We start from the raw sequence: 16666 nt of genomic DNA, 5'->3' as shown, positions 1-16666 counted from the left end.
CACTTCTTCCGGCGTGCCATCGCTTTCGGCGAGCAGGATTGCTTCGGCATCGAGTGGGTAACCGGCGTGGACGAAGTCCTCGACGGCAGCAATCGCCAGCTTGTCCATCATCTCCAGCCCGGCCGGAATGATGCCGGCGGCGATGATCGCGGCAACGCCCTGCCCGGCCTGCTCGACACTGGCGAAGCAGGCCATCACCACGCGCGCCAGCTGCGGACGCGGCAACAGCTTGACGGTGACTTCGGTGACCACGCCAAGCAGACCTTCGGAGCCGACCAGCAGCGCCATCAGGTCATAGCCCGGAGCATCCGGTGCTACGCCGCCCAGTTCCAGCAGCTCGCCATCGGCCATCAGCACGCGCGCGGCGACGACGTTGTGCACGGTCAGCCCGTACTTCAGGCAGTGCACGCCGCCGGAGTTCTCGGCGACATTGCCGCCGATCGAGCAGGCGATCTGGCTCGACGGATCGGGCGCGTAGTACAGGCCGTGCGGTGCCGCCGCTTCGCTGATCGCAAGATTGCGAACGCCGGGCTGCACGCGTGCGATGCGCGCCAGCGGGTCAAGCTCGACGATGCGATTCAGCCGCGCCAGCGACAGCAGCACGCCGCCTTCTTCCGGCAGCGCGCCACCGGCCAGCCCGGTGCCATGACCGCGAGCGACCACCGGCACGCCACGCGCATGACAGATGCGCAGCACGGCGGCGACCTGAGCTTCGTCGATCGGCAGCGCAACGCACAGCGGCAGCCGCCGATACATCGACAGGCCATCGCATTCATAGGGCCGCATCTGCTCGACCGTGGTCAGCAGCGCGCCTTTCGGCAGCACGGCCACCAGCGCGGCGAACAGCGCTGCGGAATCAATCGGAAGGTCGCGAGTCGGCGCGTTCATCGCCGGAGTCTAGCCGGCTGCTGCAACAAACCAAATATGAACGGAAAGCAGTTGGAACCGCTTACCCAACCAACTGCCGATCCAGTGCGAAGCTGCGCGGACTCAAGGTGCCGGCCGGATCATGGCGGTGCTTCGCGGCGATCAGCGCAGCACGTACTTCGGCGGGTGCGCGGGCGATGAACTCATCGCCCCACTTGGTGCCGACGCCGTGCTCGGCGCTGAAGGTGCCGCCGAAGTCCTGGGTCACGTCGAAGACGATCTTGACCAGCGCCTTGGCGTGCTGTGCGACCGGCGCGTCCTTAGAACCGAGGATGTGCAGATGCGCGCCACCGACGCCGGCGTGACCGAAGGCGATCAGCGCCATGTCCGGGTACTCGGCTTTCAGCTCGGCTTCCAGCACCTTGAGGTAATCGCCGAACACCGCAACCGGCGTCGCCGTATCGAAGCTCAGGCGACCTCCGCCGAGTGCGCGCATGCGGGCATTGCTGGCTTCGGTGATCGAGTGGCGGATTTCCTTCAGCGCCTTCAGCGGCGCGTAGCCGATCTGGTCCTCGGGCAGCGACACAGCGTCGGCCAGAAACTCATAGAGCATGCCGGCGAGATCGATGTGCGCCTTGTGCGATTTCACCTGCAGCAGCAGGTAGTAAGGCGCATCGTGACGGGCCAGCGGTGAGCGGAAGGCATCGCCTTTCAGATCGCGGACCAGTTCCAGCGCTGGCTTGCCGATGAATTCGAACTCCTCGACATCGTCACCGAACAGCGCACGCGCAGCGGCATGAATACGCATGGCCGCCGGCATGTCGGCGACCGGAATCAGTGCGGCTTCGCGCTGGCCGGGAATGGCATAGGCGCGGATCTTCGCGCGGGTGATCACGCCGAGCACGCCCTGGGTGCCGATCAGGCCCCACTCCGGGCGCGGCTGCGCCGAGTTGATCGCCAGCAAGTCCTCGGGCACCGCTTTCCAGGCCGGCGCATCGCTGAGCACCTCGCGACCGTCGCCCGAGTAGCCAAAGGCCTGGATCGCCAGATGCGCAGCGGTGCCGTAGCAGACCGCATTGGCGCCGGCCGAGGCATTGGCGATGCAGCCGCCGACGCTGGCGGCGCTCGACGAACCCATCTCCATCGGCCACATCAGGTTGAGCGGCGCCAGCAGCAGATTGACCGAGTCGACCGCCATGCCGGCCTGCACTTCGAGCACCGCATCCGCGCAAGGTGGCGCGCCGATGCCGCGCCACCAGGCGGCCAGCGCATCGGCATGCGCGGCCGGTGCGGCGCGTTCACCGAAGCGGAATACCTCGCCATCCGGCGTCGTGAAGCTCAGCGGCTGATCGAGCTTTTCCAGGCTCAAGACCACTTCGCCATCCGGACGCTGCGCTTCAACGAGACCGGTGCGGCCGGCGCTGATCACCAGCTTCACGCCATTGGCGCTGCAGGTGGCCAGCAGGCTGGCGACTTCGGCCTCGCTCTGCGGCACCACCAGACCACTGGCCTTGCCCGGTTCGCCGCGCTCGGGAATCTCGTAGCGGCGTAGGCGATCGGGATCGACCGTGCAATGTGGGCCGAGCAACGCGGGAAGTGCAGCGGAGGAAACGGCAGCGGTCATGGCAGCGAAATCACGGGCAGCGCGGCGGATTGGCCGGCGGGCATTGTAACGGCCGCGCTGGTGACGCTGACCTCAGAGCAGACGCACGCCCTGCTCGATCAGATACGCCGCCTGCGTTTCCAGCAGGCCCTGCGGGTTTTCGACCACCAGGCCATCGACCTGCGCCGCCAGCCGCTTGCCGTTGGCGAAGTCGCGGAAGAAGCGCGTTGCCGACAGCGCGACATCGATCATTCGAGCGCCCCTGAGATCGGCCCCGGCGAAGCTCGCGCCTTCGAGATCGGCAGCCGTGAAATCGGCATTGCGCAGGTCCGCGCCTTCGAGGTTCGACAGGCTCAGATTCGCGCCGCGCAGATTCACGCCGGCCAACCTGGCATTGCGGAACGAACAGGCCTTGGCCTGGATGCCGGACAGTTCGAGCGTTCGCGGCTGCCAGCCGCCGAGCCGGGCTTTCAGCAGCACGGTGTCACGCCAGCTTGTGAAATCCGTCGCCTCGCGAAACTGCGCAACGGTTTCCGCCGACGAGATGCGCGCTTCGTCGAAGCGCTGCTCGAGCCGGAAATCCGCCTCGTTGTGATAGGCACTGACCCGCTCCCAGTAACCGGGCCGGTCCTCGGCCAGCAGCTCGATCGCGACCAGCCACTTGAGGCTCTTGTAGAAGTAACGACCGGGCGTGACCGTGCGCAGCGGCCCGCCGTGCTCGGCCGACAGCGGCCCGCCATCGATCTCGTGGACCAGCCAGGTGTCTGCCAGCGCCAACGCCAGCGGCAACGAGGTGTCGTGTGCGCGATGGCTGTGGGCGATGAAGCGCACGTATCGGGCTTCGTCAGTAACGCCGGCCGCCGCCAGCACTTCGGTCAATGGCCAGCCGCGAAAGGCCAGAGCGCGTCGCGACCAGCCGGTGACGCAATGGATGTCGGCAACGCGCAGTTGCGATGGCCGCGCCAGCAATTCGGCGAACGTCACCGTCAGCGGCCGCGCGACACAGCCAGAGATGACGACCCGGCAGGTCTCGGGGCTCAAACCGGGCGCAGGCATCTGCTCGCCGACCAGCGGGAACTTGTCGGTCAGAGCCTGGCCAGGCGGCAGGACGAAATCATCGGCAGATCGACTCACCGGCGAATTATTGCGGCAAGCGCGCAAAGTCGCCGCAATCCTTCGGAGGGGGGCCATCCGTTACCATCTGCCGCCGGCCGCCGCATGGCGCCCCATGAACTCGAATCGCGCATGAAAACCCCGATCAAAACCCTCGGCATCGTCATGGACCCGATCGGGTCGATCAAACCCTACAAGGACACCACGCTGGCGCTGATGCTGGCAGCGCAGGCGCGCGGCTGGGCGCTGCGCTATTTCGAGCAGGGCGATCTCTGGCTGCGCGATGGCATCGCCTGGGGCCGCACGCGCGCAGTGACCGTGTTCGACGACAAGAAGCACTGGTTCGATTTCACCTCCGAGCCGGAAGTCGTGCGGCTCGGGGACCTGACCGCGATGCTGATGCGCAAGGACCCGCCATTCGACATGGAATTCGTCGCGACGACGTACATGCTCGAGCGTGCCGAAGCGCAGGGCGCGCTGGTGGTCAATCGTCCGGCCTCCTTGCGCGACTGCAACGAGAAAGCCTTCACTGCCTGGTTCCCGGAACTGTGCCCGCCGACGCTGTTCTCGCGCGACGACAAGACCCTGCGCGCCTTCCATGCCGAGCATCACGATGTCATCTACAAGCCGCTCGACGGCATGGGCGGCAGCGGCATCTTTCGCATCGGCGCCGACGCCATGAACCTCGGCAGCGTCATCGAACAGCTCAGCGACAACGGCCGGCGGACCATCGTCGCCCAGCGCTATCTGCCGGCGATCGTCGATGGCGATACCCGGGTGCTGGTGGTCGACGGCGTGCCGGTGCCGTTCGGGCTGGCGCGCATTCCGCAAGGCAGCGAAACGCGCGGCAATCTGGCGGCCGGCGGCAAGGGCGAGCCGCGGCCGCTGACGGCGGCGCAGAAGCGGATTGCCGAAACCGTCGGCCCGGAACTGGTGCGCCGCGGCCTGCTGTTCGTCGGGCTCGACGTCATCGGCGAAAGCCTGACCGAGATCAACGTCACCAGCCCCACCTGCGCGCGCGAGATCGACGCCGCGTTCGGCACCGACATCGGCGGCCTGCTGATCGACGCCATCGAGCGCCGTCTGACACCTCCGTAGGGCGGGCCATGCCCGCCGCCGCTTTCGACGATTCACCGCGTCGGCGGCCAAGGGCCGCCCTACCTTTGAACGACAGTCTCCGGGTGAGAAAAGCTTTACGCTTCGAGTGCTTGTCAGCCCCGACCATCGAACCCGATACTGCCCACATGGCCGACGAAAGCTACTTCAGCAACCAGTTTCTCGTGGCGATGCCCGGCCTCGATGACGACAACTTCCGGCATTCGGTGACCCTGCTCTGCGAACACTCGGAAAAGGGCGCGCTGGGTCTGGTCGTCAATCGGCCGACCGATCTGCGGCTGTCCGACATGCTCGACCAGATCGGCGTCGATCACGAAGCGATGCCGGGCGACCCGATCGTCTTCTGGGGCGGGCCGGTGCAGCCGGAGCGCGGCTTCGTGGTGCACACCGCGCCGGGCGGCTGGGATTCGACGCTGAAAGTCGACGAAAACCTTTACATCACCACGTCGCGCGATGTGCTCGGCGCGATCGGCCGCGGCGAAGGCCCGAGCGATTATCTGGTGCTGCTCGGTTACGCCGGCTGGGGTGAAGGCCAGCTGGAAACCGAGGTGCTGGCCAATTCCTGGCTCAATGCCCCGGTCGAACAGCGCGTGCTGTTCGCCACGCCGGCCGCCGAACGCTGGATCGCCGCGACCCGGCTGATCGGCGTCGACATCAGCCATCTCGCGAGCCGCGCCGGACATGCATGAACCGAACGGCGGCGCCCCGACCCCAAGCCCAGCCAAGACCCGCGTCTATCTGGGCTTCGATTACGGCCTGAAGCGCATCGGCATGGCGGTCGGCGACGACCTCACCCGCCTCGCCCGGCCGCTGCCGGTGGTCGCCAACGGCCGCGAGCCGGACTGGATCGCGATCGGCAAGCTGATCAAGGAATGGCGGCCGGATGTGGTGATCGTCGGCTTGCCGGTCGATATGGATGGCGCCGATCAGGCGATCACCGGGCCGGCGCGCAACTTCGCCCAGGAACTCGGCAGCCGTTACGGGCTGCCGATGTTCCTGGTCGACGAGCGCCTGTCGTCGCGCGCCGCCGACGACGAAATCCGCTCGGCTCGCGCCGATGGCCGCAAGAAGCATCGCGTGCAGAAAGGCGAGCGCGATGGCGTGGCCGCGCGGCTGATCCTGGAGCAATACCTGTCCGACTGCGGCCGCTCGACGCCAGCCGCATCGGCACCGTCCGAAATTCCCAAGGCCGAGGCCTCATGACGCATCCGCTGCAACTGACGCCCGATGGGCGTCTGCGCCACCTGCTGACCGTGGAAGGCCTGTCACGGCCTTTGCTGACCGACATTCTCGACCAGGCCGAGCGCTACGCCGGCCAACCGAGCAGCAATCGCGGCAGTCGTGGTCTCAAGGTGCCGCTGCTGCACGGCAAGACCGTGGTCAATCTGTTCTTCGAAGCTTCGACGCGCACCCGGATGACCTTCGAGCTGGCCGCCAAGCGGCTGTCGGCCGACGTGCTGAATCTGCAGATCGCGGCCAGCAGCACGTCGAAGGGTGAAACGCTGCTCGACACGCTGAAGACCATGGAAGCGATGCAGGTCGACATGTTCGTGATCCGTCACGAAGCCTCGGGTGCTGCGCATTTCTTCGCCCAGCACGCCGCGCCCGAAGTCGCGATCCTGAACGCCGGCGACGGCCGCCATGCGCATCCGACGCAGGCCCTGCTCGATGTGTTCACGATCCGCCGCCACCGGCCGGATTTCGAGAACCTGACCGTCGCCATCGTCGGCGACATCCTGCACTCGCGCGTCGCCCGCTCGGACATCCACGCGCTGCGCATCCTGGGTGCGAAGGAAATCAGAGTCGTCGGCCCGCGCACCCTGATTCCGGCCGGCATCGAAGCGATGGGCGTGACCGTGCACAACGATATCGACAGCGGCCTGGCCGACGCCGACGTGGTGATCCTGCTGCGCCTGCAGAAGGAACGGATGGTCGGCGCCTTCCTGCCTTCGACCGGCGAATTCCACCGCGATTTCGGCCTGACCAAGGCCCGTCTCGCCAAGCTCAAGCCGGAAGTGCTGGTGATGCATCCGGGGCCGATCAATCGCGGCGTCGAGATCGAGGGCGATGTCGCTTATGGCGAGCGTTCGCTGATTCTCGAGCAGGTCGAGCACGGTATTGCCGTGCGCATGGCGGTCATGGGGATGATCCTCGGCGACCAGGGAGACGCCGCATGAGCGCCTTCTTGAACAACTTGCTGATCCGCAACGCCCGCCTGCTCGATCCACTCGCCGGCACTGACAGCGTCGGTGACTTAGCGATTCGCGACGGCCTGATCGTCAGCGTCGACAGCGGCCCGTTCGAGGAAACCTTCGACGCCGCAGGCCGCTGGCTGATCCCGGGCATCGTCGATCTCTGCGCGCGAATGCGCGAACCGGGCGCGACGCAGAAAGGCACGATGCGCTCGGAAACCCATGCCGCGCTGGCATCGGGCATCACCGCCGTCTGCCTGCCACCGGACACCTCGCCGGTGATCGACAACACGGCGATGGTCAACCGCGTCAACCGCATCGCCAAGAAAGCGGCCGGTGCCTATGTGCACATGCTCGGCGCCTTGACCAAGGGCCTCGGCGGCGAAGCGCTGGCCGAGATCAGTGCGCTGAAAGCCGCCGGCTGCGTCGGCGTATCGAACGGCCTGAATCCGGTCGCCAGTCCGCTGGTCGCGCGCCGTGCGCTGGAATATGCGGCCAGCCTCGGCATGACCGTGCACGTGGTGCCGCTCGATGCAGCACTCGCCAACCACGGCTGCGCGCATGAAGGCGCGATCGCGACGCGTCTCGGCCTGGCGGCGATTCCGGTCGCCGCCGAAGCCTTGGCGATGCGGCAGTGGATTTCGCTGGTCGAGGACACGGGCGCGCGAGTGCATTTCGGGCGCCTGTCGAGCGCCCGCGCGGTGGAACTTCTAGCTTCGGCGAAACGTCTCGGCCTGCCGGTGACGGCCGATGTCGCAGCCCATCAATTGTTCATGACCGATGCCGATCTCGAAGGCTTCAACGCGATGGCCCACGTCATTCCGCCGCTGCGCGCGGCGAGCGATCGCGATGCGCTGCGGGCAGCCGTAGGCAGCGGCCTGATCGATGCGATCTGCTCCGATCACCAGCCGCACGAGCTGGATGCCAAGACCAATCCGCTGCCGCAGACCGAGCCGGGCATCTCGGCGCTGGAAACCCTGCTGCCGCTGAGTCTGCGTCTGGTCGAAGCCGGCCTGCTGACGCCGCTGTCCCTGGCCGCGCGTCTGGCCGGCAGTCCGGCACAGATCCTGGGGCTTTCTCAGGGCGGTTTCGCACTCGGCGCACGCGCCGATCTCTGCCTGATCGATCCGACCGAGGAATGGCGTCTGGACGGCCGCAACATGCTCAGTGCCGGCCGCAATACGCCGTTCATTGGCGAGACATTCAGCGGCCGCGCCATCAGGGTCTGGCGAGGATAGATCTGAGTATTGGGCTTCCCCCGGTCAAAATCACCCGTGTGATACGGATTGGTTCCGGTTTCCGTAAAATGTATCGATTCCGAGTCAGCCTTCTGCGCTGCCGGTGACCCTTCCCCTGCGAAAAAGTGGTAACGAAAACCAATGGATGATCAGAAAAGCGCCGCGACGAGCTTCCAGGCTGACCTCGAGAAGCTGTTCGGTCTCAAGTCCGTCACCTACAAGTACGAGCTGAGCAAGGAACAACTGTTCCATGAGGCGATCGCCAACGATCGTGGTCGGGTTTCTCGCGATGGCCCCTCGGATGCCCAGAAGGCGTTTCCGACCAAGCTCGGCGTTGCCGGCCCGCTGGTTTTCTACACCGATCCGGATTGCACCGGCCGCCGTACCAAGGACACGTTCGCCGTGAAGTGGCCGGAAGTGGCCGACGAGATCTGGTTCAAGGCCGATCTCACGCCGTACGACCCGGCCAAGTACGAAGGCTTGCTGAAGCGGGTCGTCGCCCATCTGAACGACAAGAAGGCGACCTTGTACGTCAAGGACCTGTTCATGGGTTCGGACGCCGATTTCGCAGTGCCGTACCGCTTCGTCGGCGAGTACGCGACCCATGCGTTCTTCTGCGACAACATGTTCCCGAAGAACCTGCCAGGCGTGAAGGACATCGATGCCCGCCGCTGGACCATGCTCAACGTGCCGAGCTTCGTCTGCGAGCCGGAGCGTGACGGCAGTCGCTCGGAAGCGGCCGTGATCATCGACACCAAGAACCAGATCTGCATCGTCGCCGGCCGCGCCGACTATTGCGGCGTCAACAAGAAGACCATCTTCACCGTCGGCAACTACCTGCTGCCGAAGCAGGGCCGCCTGAGCATGCATTGCTCGGCGAACGTCGGTGCCAAGGGCGACGGCGCCATCCTGTTTGGTCTCTCGGGTACCGGCAAGACAACGCTTTCGGCCGATGCTTCGCGCCGCCTGATCGGCGACGACGAAACCATCTGGTCCGACAACGGCCTGTGCAATCTCGAAGGCGGCTGCTACGCCAAGCTGATCAATCTCGACAAGTCCGCCGAGCCGGTCATTGCCGAAGCCCTGAGCAAGCCGGGCACCATCATCGAAAACGTGCCACCGCTGCCGGGCAAGACGATGGCCGAATGTCATCCGGACGAACTCGATCTGAACGACGGCTCGCTGGCCGAAAACACCCGCTTCAGCTATCCGCTGAGCGTGGTGCCGAACGTCATGCCGAACGGCCAGGGCCCGCACCCGGAAACCATCGTGCTGCTGACCGCCGATGCCTTCGGCGTGCTGCCGCCGATCTCGATCCTGGAGCCGGAAGACGTGATGTATCACTTCGTCTCGGGCTTCACGGCACGCGTGGCCGGCACCGAAGTCGGCGTCACCGAACCGCAGCCGACCTTCTCGGCCTGCTTCGGCGGCCCGTTCATGGCCCACAAGCCGAACGTCTACGCCAAGCTGCTCGCCGAAAAGATGACCAAGCACAAGGCGCGCTGCATCCTGCTGAACACTGGCTGGAGCGGCGGCCAGTACGGCACCGGCAAGCGCATGAGCCTGAAGGTGACCCGCGCGCTGCTCAACGCGGCCCTGAACGGTGAACTGGACGGCGTCGAAACCGAAACCCAGCCGATCCTCAACCTGAAGATGCCGAAGTCCTGCCCGGGCGTTGATGCCGCGATCCTCAATCCGCGCAACACCTGGACCGACAAGGAAGGCTACGACGCCACGGCGACCAAGCTGCGCGACATGTTCCGCAAGAACTTCGAGACCAAGGGCTTCGCCGCCTTCGGCATCGAACCGCGCATCTGAGCTTCGACTCGCGGTAAAAAGAACCCGGCCTGGTGCCGGGTTTTTTATTGATCTGGGCATCGACTGGCCCACTCGAACGAGACCAGGCACCACTCGTCAGTCTCTGGAAATTCACATCTAAAGGTTCATTGCAAGCTGCCGTTATTGCCTATGGCCGACGCACCGATTGCCGGGCGCCGCCATTTCCAGGACGCCGCCATGCCCCGAACCGAGAGTCGAACCAAGCGTCGAATCGCCCGCCGATCCGCCCGCGGTTTCTCGCTGCCGGAGATGATGACCACGCTGGCGATCGTCGCGATCACCGGCACCCTGGCAGCACCGGCGGTTGGCGATCTGATGCTCGGCAACCGCATGGCGACCGAAGCGAACACGCTGATCAGTGCGCTGAATTTCGCCCGCAGCGAGGCCGTCGGTGCCGCGCGGGTGGTGTCGCTGTGTCCGTATCGGGTGGTCGTCGGCGCTACCGACGTCAACGCCCGCTACCAGTGCGCCGACAGCCTGAACTGGTCCGGTGGCTGGATGGTAGTGCGGGCGACGGTCGATGAAGCCGGCACGGCCAGCGGCGGTCAGCAGGTGCTGAAGCTGTTCGGTTCGCTGGACCCCGGCGATGCGCTGACCGGCAGCGCCAACCGCATCAGCTATCTGCCGACCGGCTTCCTCGCCGATGCCAGCGAACCGAGCTTCCGCCTGCGGCCGTCGGCTTGCACCGAGGACCAGCAGCGCAACATCACGCTCAGTCTGCAGGGACACCCCTATGTCGCGATTTCGCCCTGCACGGCCTGAATCGCCGACATTTTCAGCCGCGCGACTTCAGCGCGGCGCCGGGCTGATCGAGATCCTGATCGCCGTCGTGCTGCTGTCGATCGGCCTGCTTGGCCTAGCGTCGCTGCAGGTGCTGAGCCTGCAGCACAGCAGCAGCGCGGCGTTGCGGACCGAAGCCGTGGGCCAGTCCTACGATCTGCTCGACCGCATGCGCGCGAACCGCGCTCAGGCAATCGGCGGCCGCTACAACCTCGCCTTTGGCGACGCCCCCAGCGCGGCCGATCTCGCGGCCACCGATCTGGCCAGCTGGAAGGCGGCGCTCGATGCTGCGCTGCCAGCTGGCGACGGCCAGGTGTTCGTCGAAGCGCAGGTGGTGACCATCACCGTGCGCTGGCAGGAACCGGGACGATCAGGCACTGGCGCCGGCAATGACGGCAGCGGCGTGGTCAATCTCCGCACCCAGCTGTGAACGCGCTGTGACTGGGCGGCGCCCGATGCGGAAGCTGGCCGGCCTGGGGCTGATCGAAGTGATGATCGCGATGGTCATCGGCCTGGTCTTGCTCGCCGGCATCTACCGCGTCTATCTGACCACCGCGCGCACCTCGGTCACCACCGAATCGCTGGCGGCGCGCCAGGAGGCGATCCGCTACATCAGCGAACGCATCGGCCAGGACGTGCGCATGGCCGGCTATCGCGGCTGCCTGAGCGATACCGGCGAGATCCGCAACGCGCTGAACCCGAATCCGGCCACCGCCGGCAGTGGGCGCACCGAGTTCACCCATAGCGATTTCCGTTACCGCTATGACCGCTACGCCGAAGGCTTCGATGCCACCGCCAGCGGCTGGTCGCCGGCACTGCCGAGCAGCCTGACCAACGTCGTGGCCGGCACCGATGTGCTGACCGTGCGCGCCAGCCTTGCCGCCGATGTCTTCGTGATCCAGGACATGACCAGCACCTCGGCCGATCTGCGGATCAATCCGCTGAGCCCAGCACCGCTGGCGGCCGGCAACATCGTGATGGTCGCCGATTGCTCGGGTGCTGCGATCTTCCAGCTCAGCGGCTACACGGTGGCCAGCAGCAACAATTCGCTGGGCGTGCCGGTGAGCTATGGCAACGTCGTTCACAACGCGATCAGCTCGCCGGCACCCGGCAACTGGACGCAGGACCTCGGCCGCAAGTTCAGCGCCGGCGCGCAGCTGATCCGCATCGGCACGGTCAGCTACCTGATTCGCAACAGCGCCCGCGGCAGCGGCCCGGCGCTGTGGCGGGTGGTCGACGATCAGGCCCAGACACAAGCACAAGAAATCGCTGAAGGTGTGGAAAACCTGCAGGTGCTGTACGGCGACGATAGCGACGGCGACCGGGTTCCCGATGTCTATCGCCCGGCCAGCGCCTTCTCCGGCAGCGACGCCTGGCGCCGCGTGGTCAGCGTGCGCGTGGCGCTGCTGGTGGCCGGCAGCAACCGTCGCGCCGGCGCCAATGATCCTCACGTCTACGATCTGCTCGGCGTCAGCGTCGGCCCGTTCAGCGATGGCCGCCTGCGCCGGGTCGTGACCTTGACTCTGGCGCTGCGAAATCGTCTGCCATGAGCAGGCTTGCGAAACCGCGTGGTGAGCAGGGCGTGGTGCTGATGGTCGGCCTCGTGGTGCTGGTGGTGCTGTCACTGCTGGCGGTCGGCTCGATGCGCGCCACCACGCTCGAAGAGCGGATGAGCCACAACAGCCAGGATCGCCAGATCGCCTTCCAGGTGGCCGAAGCGGCACTGCGCGAAGCCGAACTGACACTGACCCAACCGATGCTGCCGGCCTTCGTCGCCATCACCAGCCCGTCCGCCGACGGTTTCTATCTGCCCGATCCGCCCAACCCGGATGCGCCGAGCGTGGCCTACAAGCCGATGTGGCAGCGCACCTCTGCCGATGCAGCGTATCCGTCGTGGCGGCCGGCCTCGGTGACCAGCGATGCACCGCCAGCGCCGATCGATCTCGCCCGCGGTGAATACCTGATCGAGCAGCTCGAAGTGATCGACGAACCCGCGCCCGGCGAAAGCCTGCAGGCAGACGCCACCGAGGATCGCCGCGAACGGATCATCTATCGAATCAGCGCCCGCGCCTGGGGTGCCAATGCGGCTGCGGAACCAGCGCCGGTGGTGTTGCTGCAGTCGACGTTCAAGCGCTGAGCGCCCAGGCCGATAACTCATGACCATGCGTGCCTCCATCGTCCGTTGCACCACCGTCGCCCTGCTCGTCATCAGCGGTTCCGCGCAGGCGGTCATCCCGCTGTCGAATGCGCCGCTGTTCCTGTCCACTCCCGTATCGCCGAACGTGATGCTGCTGTTCGACAACTCCGGCAGCATGGAAAACATCATCTGGGCCGACGGCTACAACCCGTCGACCATCTACGCCGACTGGAGCCCGCGTACCTGCGGCAACAACAGCAACACCCAGTGCTGGACCGCCACCGATGGCAATGTCGGCATGAGCGACATCAAGGTCGGCGGCTGCTCCAGCGGCCGCCTCGAGGGTCGGCCGAGCGGTACCGGCACGCGCAAATGCCTGAGCCTGCCGACACCGTCCGGCGCCAATACCCGCTACACCGGCAACTACCTGAACTACCTGTTCGCGACCTACGCGAGCAACAGCAATCTCACCACCGGCACGATTCCGAACGAGACCCGGCTGAGCGCGGCGAAAAATGTGGCGACCGGCATCGTCAACGCCAATCCGACCTTGCGCTGGGGCCTGGCGCGCTTCAATCCACCCATCAGCGGTGGCGATCAGGGCCCGGGCGGCAAGATCGTCGCCAACTGCGGCAGCACGCCAGCCACGGTCACCAGCGCCATCAATGCGCTGGCCGCCAACAGCAACACGCCGCTGGCCGAAACCTTCTACGAGATCACCCGCTATTTCCGCGGACTGACTTCGTACTACAACACCGGCACCTACACGAGCCCGGTGCAGTACCGCTGCCAGAAGAACTTCGTCATCGTCGTCACCGACGGCTTCCCGACCTACGACAGCACGTTCCCGACCAACGACCCGGACGATCTCGCCAACAGCTTCCTGAGCCTGCCGAACTGGGATGGCAAGGCGCCGTCGACGACCTCGACCACCTATCCGTTCTTCCCGCGCTACTCAGACGGCTTTCGCGGCCAGAGCGGCACCAGCGAAAGCCAGGAAGCCTGGACGCTGTATCTCGACGATCTGGCCAAGTTCGCCTACGACACTGATCTGAAGAAATCCGGCAACGATCTCACTGGCGTCAGCTACGAAGATGCGACGTTCAAGACCCAGCGCATCCAGACTTATTCGATCGGCCTGGCGATCAACAACCAGATGCTGCAGGACGCCGCCGAGTACGGACAGGGCAAGTCGTACACGGCAAACAACGCATCGCAGTTGCAGATCGCGCTGCAGAACGCACTCAACGACATCGCCGCGCGAACCAGCGCAGCCGCATCGATTGCGACCAATTCCACGCGCCTGACCGCCGATACCGCGATCTACCAGGCGCGTTTCGCCACTGGCGACTGGAGCGGCCAGTTGCTGGCGCTGCCGGTACGGCTAGACGGCACCGTCGGCACGCCGATCTGGGACGCCGCCCTGCGCCTGCCGGCCGCCGCGAGTCGCAATATCCTGACCTACGACCCGACCCGTTCCCTCGGCAATCGTGGCCGCAGTTTCCTCTGGACCCAGCTGAACAGCACGCAGATCGCGGCGCTGAACAAGGACGGCGCCGGCACCACCGACAACAACGGCCAGAACCGCCTCGGCTGGCTGCGCGGCGATCGCAGCAATGAGGGTGACGTTGCCCCCGCACTGCGCCGCCGCAGCGCCACGACCGTGCTCGGCGACATCGTCAATTCCGATCCCGCTTTCGCCGGCCAGCAGGACTACGGCTACGCGCGCCTGCCGGGCACCGAAGGCACCAGCTACACGGCGTTCCGCGACAGCGCTGCCTACAAGGCCCGCCCGACGATGGTCTATGTCGGCGCCAACGACGGCATGCTGCATGGCTTCCGCGCCACCGACGGCGTCGAGCAACTGGCCTACGTGCCGGACGCCGTCTACAGCGGCCTGAGTGCGGTGAGCGATCAGGCCTGGAACCAGAACCATCGCTATCTCGTCGACGGCGCCGTGCGCCTGCTCGATGCCCGAGTCAACGGCAACTGGAAAACAGTGTTGCTCGGCACGCTGGGCGGCGGCGGCCAATCGGTGTTCGCGCTGGACGTGACCGATCCCACCAGCTTCGGCACCAGCAACGTCCTGTGGGAGTTCACGCCGAGCAGCGATGTCGACATGGGCTACTCGTATCCGCAAGCGGCGATCGTGCGGCTGGCCAACGACCAGTGGGCGGCGCTGATCGCCAACGGCTACAACAGCACCAATGGCAAGGCCGTGCTGTATCTGGTCAAGCTCGACGACGGCAGCGTGATCCGCAAATTCGACACCGGTGTCGGCAGCGACAACGGCATGTCGGCGCCGATCCCGGTCGATGTCGACGGCGATCGGGTCACCGATCTGATCTACGCCGGCGATCTGAAAGGCAACCTGTGGAAGATCGACCTGCGCGGCACCAACCCGGCGGCCTGGGATTTCGCCTTCAAGAGCGGCACCACGCCGGTGCCGCTGTATCGCGCCTGCAGCGCCGACCCCTGCACCACCAGCAATCGCCAGCCGATCACCGCCCGGGCAGAAGTCGGCATCCATCCGGACGGCGGCTATCTCGTCTACTTCGGCACCGGTTCGTACTTCCGCAGCGACTACAACACCGCCGGCACGGTCGGCAACACGTTCTACGCGATCCGCGATGCCGACAACGGCAGCGCGCCACCGAGCAGCCGGGCTTCGCTGCTCGGCCAGCAGGTGATCGCCACCGTGACGCAGGCTTTCGGCAGCCAGACCGAGAAGGTCCGTGCCACCACCAACAACACGCCGACCGCCAGCCAGCTCGGCTGGTATCTGAACCTGCCGGATGCCGGCGAGCGTCAGGTGTCGACGCCGATCCTCCGCGGCGGCGCGGTGATCTTCACTACGCTGATCCCGAACACCGCCGCCTGCGGCTTCGGCGGCGACAGCTACCTGATGGAGATCGACGCGGTCAGCGGCTCACGACGCGCCACCACGCCGTTCGATCTCAACCGCGACACCGCGTTCAACAGCGAGGACCAGATCGTGGTCGGTGGCGTGCGGATGGCGGTCAGTGGCCGGCAATCGAAGGAGGGCATCATCAAGACGCCGGCGATCATCACCACCGGCGCCTTCGAGGTGAAGCTGGCCAGCGGCACCACCGGCGGCATCGACACCACCATCGAGCCGCCGCCCAGCTTCGAGCCCGGTGGCCGGCTGTCGTGGAGGCAGATGCGATGAAGCGCAAGCAAAGCGGCTTCACGCTGATCGAGCTGATGGTGGTGGTCACGGTGATCGCGCTGCTCGCGATGATTGCCCTGCCCAGCTACCAGAACAGCGTGCGCAAGAGCCGGCGTACCGATGCCCGGATCGCGCTGACCGAACTGGCCCAGACGCTGGAGCGCTGCCAGACCCAGTTCGGCCGCTACGACGATTCCGCCTGCGTGATCACCAGCCCGCAGGACAGCGCCGACCATCGCTACAGCGTTACCGTGGCTCGCGACGCGAGCAGCTACACCCTGAGCGCGACCGCTCAAGGCGTGCAGGCCGATGACCTGGCCTGCCGCAGCCTCAGCCTGAACCAACTGGCCGAACGCAGCGCCGTCGATAGCAGTGGTGTGGTGACCAGCGCCTGCTGGTAGCCCCGCCCCACGCCATCCGTCATTCCCGCGCAGGCGGGACCGATTCGCCGGGAGCGAATCGGAGCGTAAGCCTGCGCAAGCAGGTTGAGCGCAGGGATGCGCTCAACAATCCAGTTTTGGCCTCAGCGCGCCACCTCAGAACTGGATACCCGCCTGCGCGGGCATGACGGAATTTATCAATCCCATCAGC

Annotated in this window: 15 protein-coding genes; 12 read left to right on the top strand and 3 right to left on the bottom strand. The window is 66.0% G+C overall.

The window, feature by feature from the left end; translation table 11 throughout:
* From Q0D45_RS02905 to Q0D45_RS02895, 3 genes are all read right to left on the bottom strand, one after another.
* A partial coding sequence (locus tag Q0D45_RS02905) for an FAD-binding protein (RefSeq protein ID WP_293388250.1) occupies positions 1-888 on the bottom strand: 888 nt, incomplete at its 3' end.
* 61 nt (positions 889-949) lie between these two features.
* Positions 950-2491 carry an FAD-binding oxidoreductase gene (locus Q0D45_RS02900; protein WP_293388247.1) on the bottom strand — a complete coding sequence of 514 codons (1542 nt, stop codon included), beginning with the start codon at positions 2489-2491 and terminating at the stop codon, positions 950-952.
* A gap of 72 nt (positions 2492-2563) precedes the next feature.
* Entirely contained in the window at positions 2564-3604 is a 1041-nt protein-coding gene (locus Q0D45_RS02895; protein WP_293388244.1) for a molybdopterin-dependent oxidoreductase, read from the bottom strand.
* A gap of 123 nt (positions 3605-3727) precedes the next feature.
* On the opposite strand from Q0D45_RS02895, the gene gshB reads away from it, so the two are divergent.
* From gshB to Q0D45_RS02835, 12 genes are all read left to right on the top strand, one after another.
* Entirely contained in the window at positions 3728-4681 is a 954-nt protein-coding gene (gshB, locus tag Q0D45_RS02890) for a glutathione synthase (RefSeq protein WP_366946325.1), read from the top strand.
* Between the two features lie 146 nt (positions 4682-4827).
* Complete coding sequence (locus Q0D45_RS02885; protein WP_022976097.1) at positions 4828-5388, top strand: YqgE/AlgH family protein; 561 nt, start codon at positions 4828-4830, stop codon at positions 5386-5388.
* Positions 5381-5902, top strand: a complete 522-nt coding sequence (gene ruvX / locus Q0D45_RS02880) for a Holliday junction resolvase RuvX (protein WP_293388236.1) — start codon at positions 5381-5383, stop codon at positions 5900-5902. The genes Q0D45_RS02885 and ruvX overlap by 8 nt, the downstream gene beginning before the upstream one ends.
* Positions 5899-6876 carry an aspartate carbamoyltransferase catalytic subunit gene (locus Q0D45_RS02875; RefSeq protein WP_293388232.1) on the top strand — a complete coding sequence of 326 codons (978 nt, stop codon included), beginning with the start codon at positions 5899-5901 and terminating at the stop codon, positions 6874-6876. Before ruvX ends, Q0D45_RS02875 begins: the two co-directional genes overlap by 4 nt.
* Positions 6873-8129 carry a dihydroorotase gene (locus tag Q0D45_RS02870; RefSeq protein WP_293388230.1) on the top strand — a complete coding sequence of 419 codons (1257 nt, stop codon included), beginning with the start codon at positions 6873-6875 and terminating at the stop codon, positions 8127-8129. Before Q0D45_RS02875 ends, Q0D45_RS02870 begins: the two co-directional genes overlap by 4 nt.
* Before the next feature lie 141 nt (positions 8130-8270).
* Positions 8271-9947 carry a phosphoenolpyruvate carboxykinase (ATP) gene (locus Q0D45_RS02865; protein ID WP_293388227.1) on the top strand — a complete coding sequence of 559 codons (1677 nt, stop codon included), beginning with the start codon at positions 8271-8273 and terminating at the stop codon, positions 9945-9947.
* A gap of 198 nt (positions 9948-10145) precedes the next feature.
* The gene (locus Q0D45_RS02860) at positions 10146-10730 is read left to right on the top strand and encodes a GspH/FimT family pseudopilin (protein WP_293388224.1); all 585 of its coding nucleotides are present in this window, start codon (positions 10146-10148) and stop codon (positions 10728-10730) included.
* A complete protein-coding gene (gene pilV, locus Q0D45_RS02855) occupies positions 10702-11178 on the top strand; it encodes a type IV pilus modification protein PilV (protein ID WP_293388221.1) in 477 nt (158 codons plus the stop codon). The genes Q0D45_RS02860 and pilV overlap by 29 nt, the downstream gene beginning before the upstream one ends.
* 25 nt (positions 11179-11203) lie before the next feature.
* On the top strand, positions 11204-12298 hold the full coding sequence (locus Q0D45_RS02850) for a PilW family protein (protein ID WP_293388218.1): 1095 nt from the start codon (positions 11204-11206) through the stop codon (positions 12296-12298).
* Positions 12295-12885 (top strand): PilX N-terminal domain-containing pilus assembly protein, encoded by a 591-nt coding sequence (locus Q0D45_RS02845; protein ID WP_293388215.1) that lies wholly within the window; start codon positions 12295-12297, stop codon positions 12883-12885. The genes Q0D45_RS02850 and Q0D45_RS02845 overlap by 4 nt, the downstream gene beginning before the upstream one ends.
* Positions 12886-12904: 19 nt before the next feature.
* A complete protein-coding gene (locus tag Q0D45_RS02840; RefSeq protein WP_293388212.1) occupies positions 12905-16075 on the top strand; it encodes a PilC/PilY family type IV pilus protein in 3171 nt (1056 codons plus the stop codon).
* Entirely contained in the window at positions 16072-16476 is a 405-nt protein-coding gene (locus tag Q0D45_RS02835; RefSeq protein WP_293388209.1) for a type IV pilin protein, read from the top strand. Before Q0D45_RS02840 ends, Q0D45_RS02835 begins: the two co-directional genes overlap by 4 nt.
* The last annotated feature ends 190 nt before the right edge of the window (positions 16477-16666 follow it).

The organism is Nevskia sp. (assembly GCF_023266035.1).
Lineage (GTDB): Bacteria > Pseudomonadota > Gammaproteobacteria > Nevskiales > Nevskiaceae > Nevskia.
Note: the sequence above shows the minus strand (reverse complement) of the source record. Positions and strands in the feature narration are given on the sequence as shown.

Bases quoted from the DNA above. Each gene is read 5' to 3' on its own strand.
- Q0D45_RS02900 (WP_293388247.1), bottom strand. From the start codon at position 2,491: ATGACCGCTGCCGTTTCCTCCGCTGCACTTCCCGCGTTGCTCGGCCCA.
- Q0D45_RS02885 (WP_022976097.1), top strand. From the start codon at position 4,828: ATGGCCGACGAAAGCTACTTCAGCAACCAGTTTCTCGTGGCGATGCCC.
- ruvX (WP_293388236.1), top strand. From the start codon at position 5,381: ATGCATGAACCGAACGGCGGCGCCCCGACCCCAAGCCCAGCCAAGACC.
- Q0D45_RS02875 (WP_293388232.1), top strand. From the start codon at position 5,899: ATGACGCATCCGCTGCAACTGACGCCCGATGGGCGTCTGCGCCACCTG.
- Q0D45_RS02870 (WP_293388230.1), top strand. From the start codon at position 6,873: ATGAGCGCCTTCTTGAACAACTTGCTGATCCGCAACGCCCGCCTGCTC.
- Q0D45_RS02865 (WP_293388227.1), top strand. From the start codon at position 8,271: ATGGATGATCAGAAAAGCGCCGCGACGAGCTTCCAGGCTGACCTCGAG.
- Q0D45_RS02860 (WP_293388224.1), top strand. From the start codon at position 10,146: ATGCCCCGAACCGAGAGTCGAACCAAGCGTCGAATCGCCCGCCGATCC.
- pilV (WP_293388221.1), top strand. From the start codon at position 10,702: ATGTCGCGATTTCGCCCTGCACGGCCTGAATCGCCGACATTTTCAGCC.
- Q0D45_RS02850 (WP_293388218.1), top strand. From the start codon at position 11,204: ATGCGGAAGCTGGCCGGCCTGGGGCTGATCGAAGTGATGATCGCGATG.
- Q0D45_RS02845 (WP_293388215.1), top strand. From the start codon at position 12,295: ATGAGCAGGCTTGCGAAACCGCGTGGTGAGCAGGGCGTGGTGCTGATG.
- Q0D45_RS02840 (WP_293388212.1), top strand. From the start codon at position 12,905: ATGACCATGCGTGCCTCCATCGTCCGTTGCACCACCGTCGCCCTGCTC.
- Q0D45_RS02835 (WP_293388209.1), top strand. From the start codon at position 16,072: ATGAAGCGCAAGCAAAGCGGCTTCACGCTGATCGAGCTGATGGTGGTG.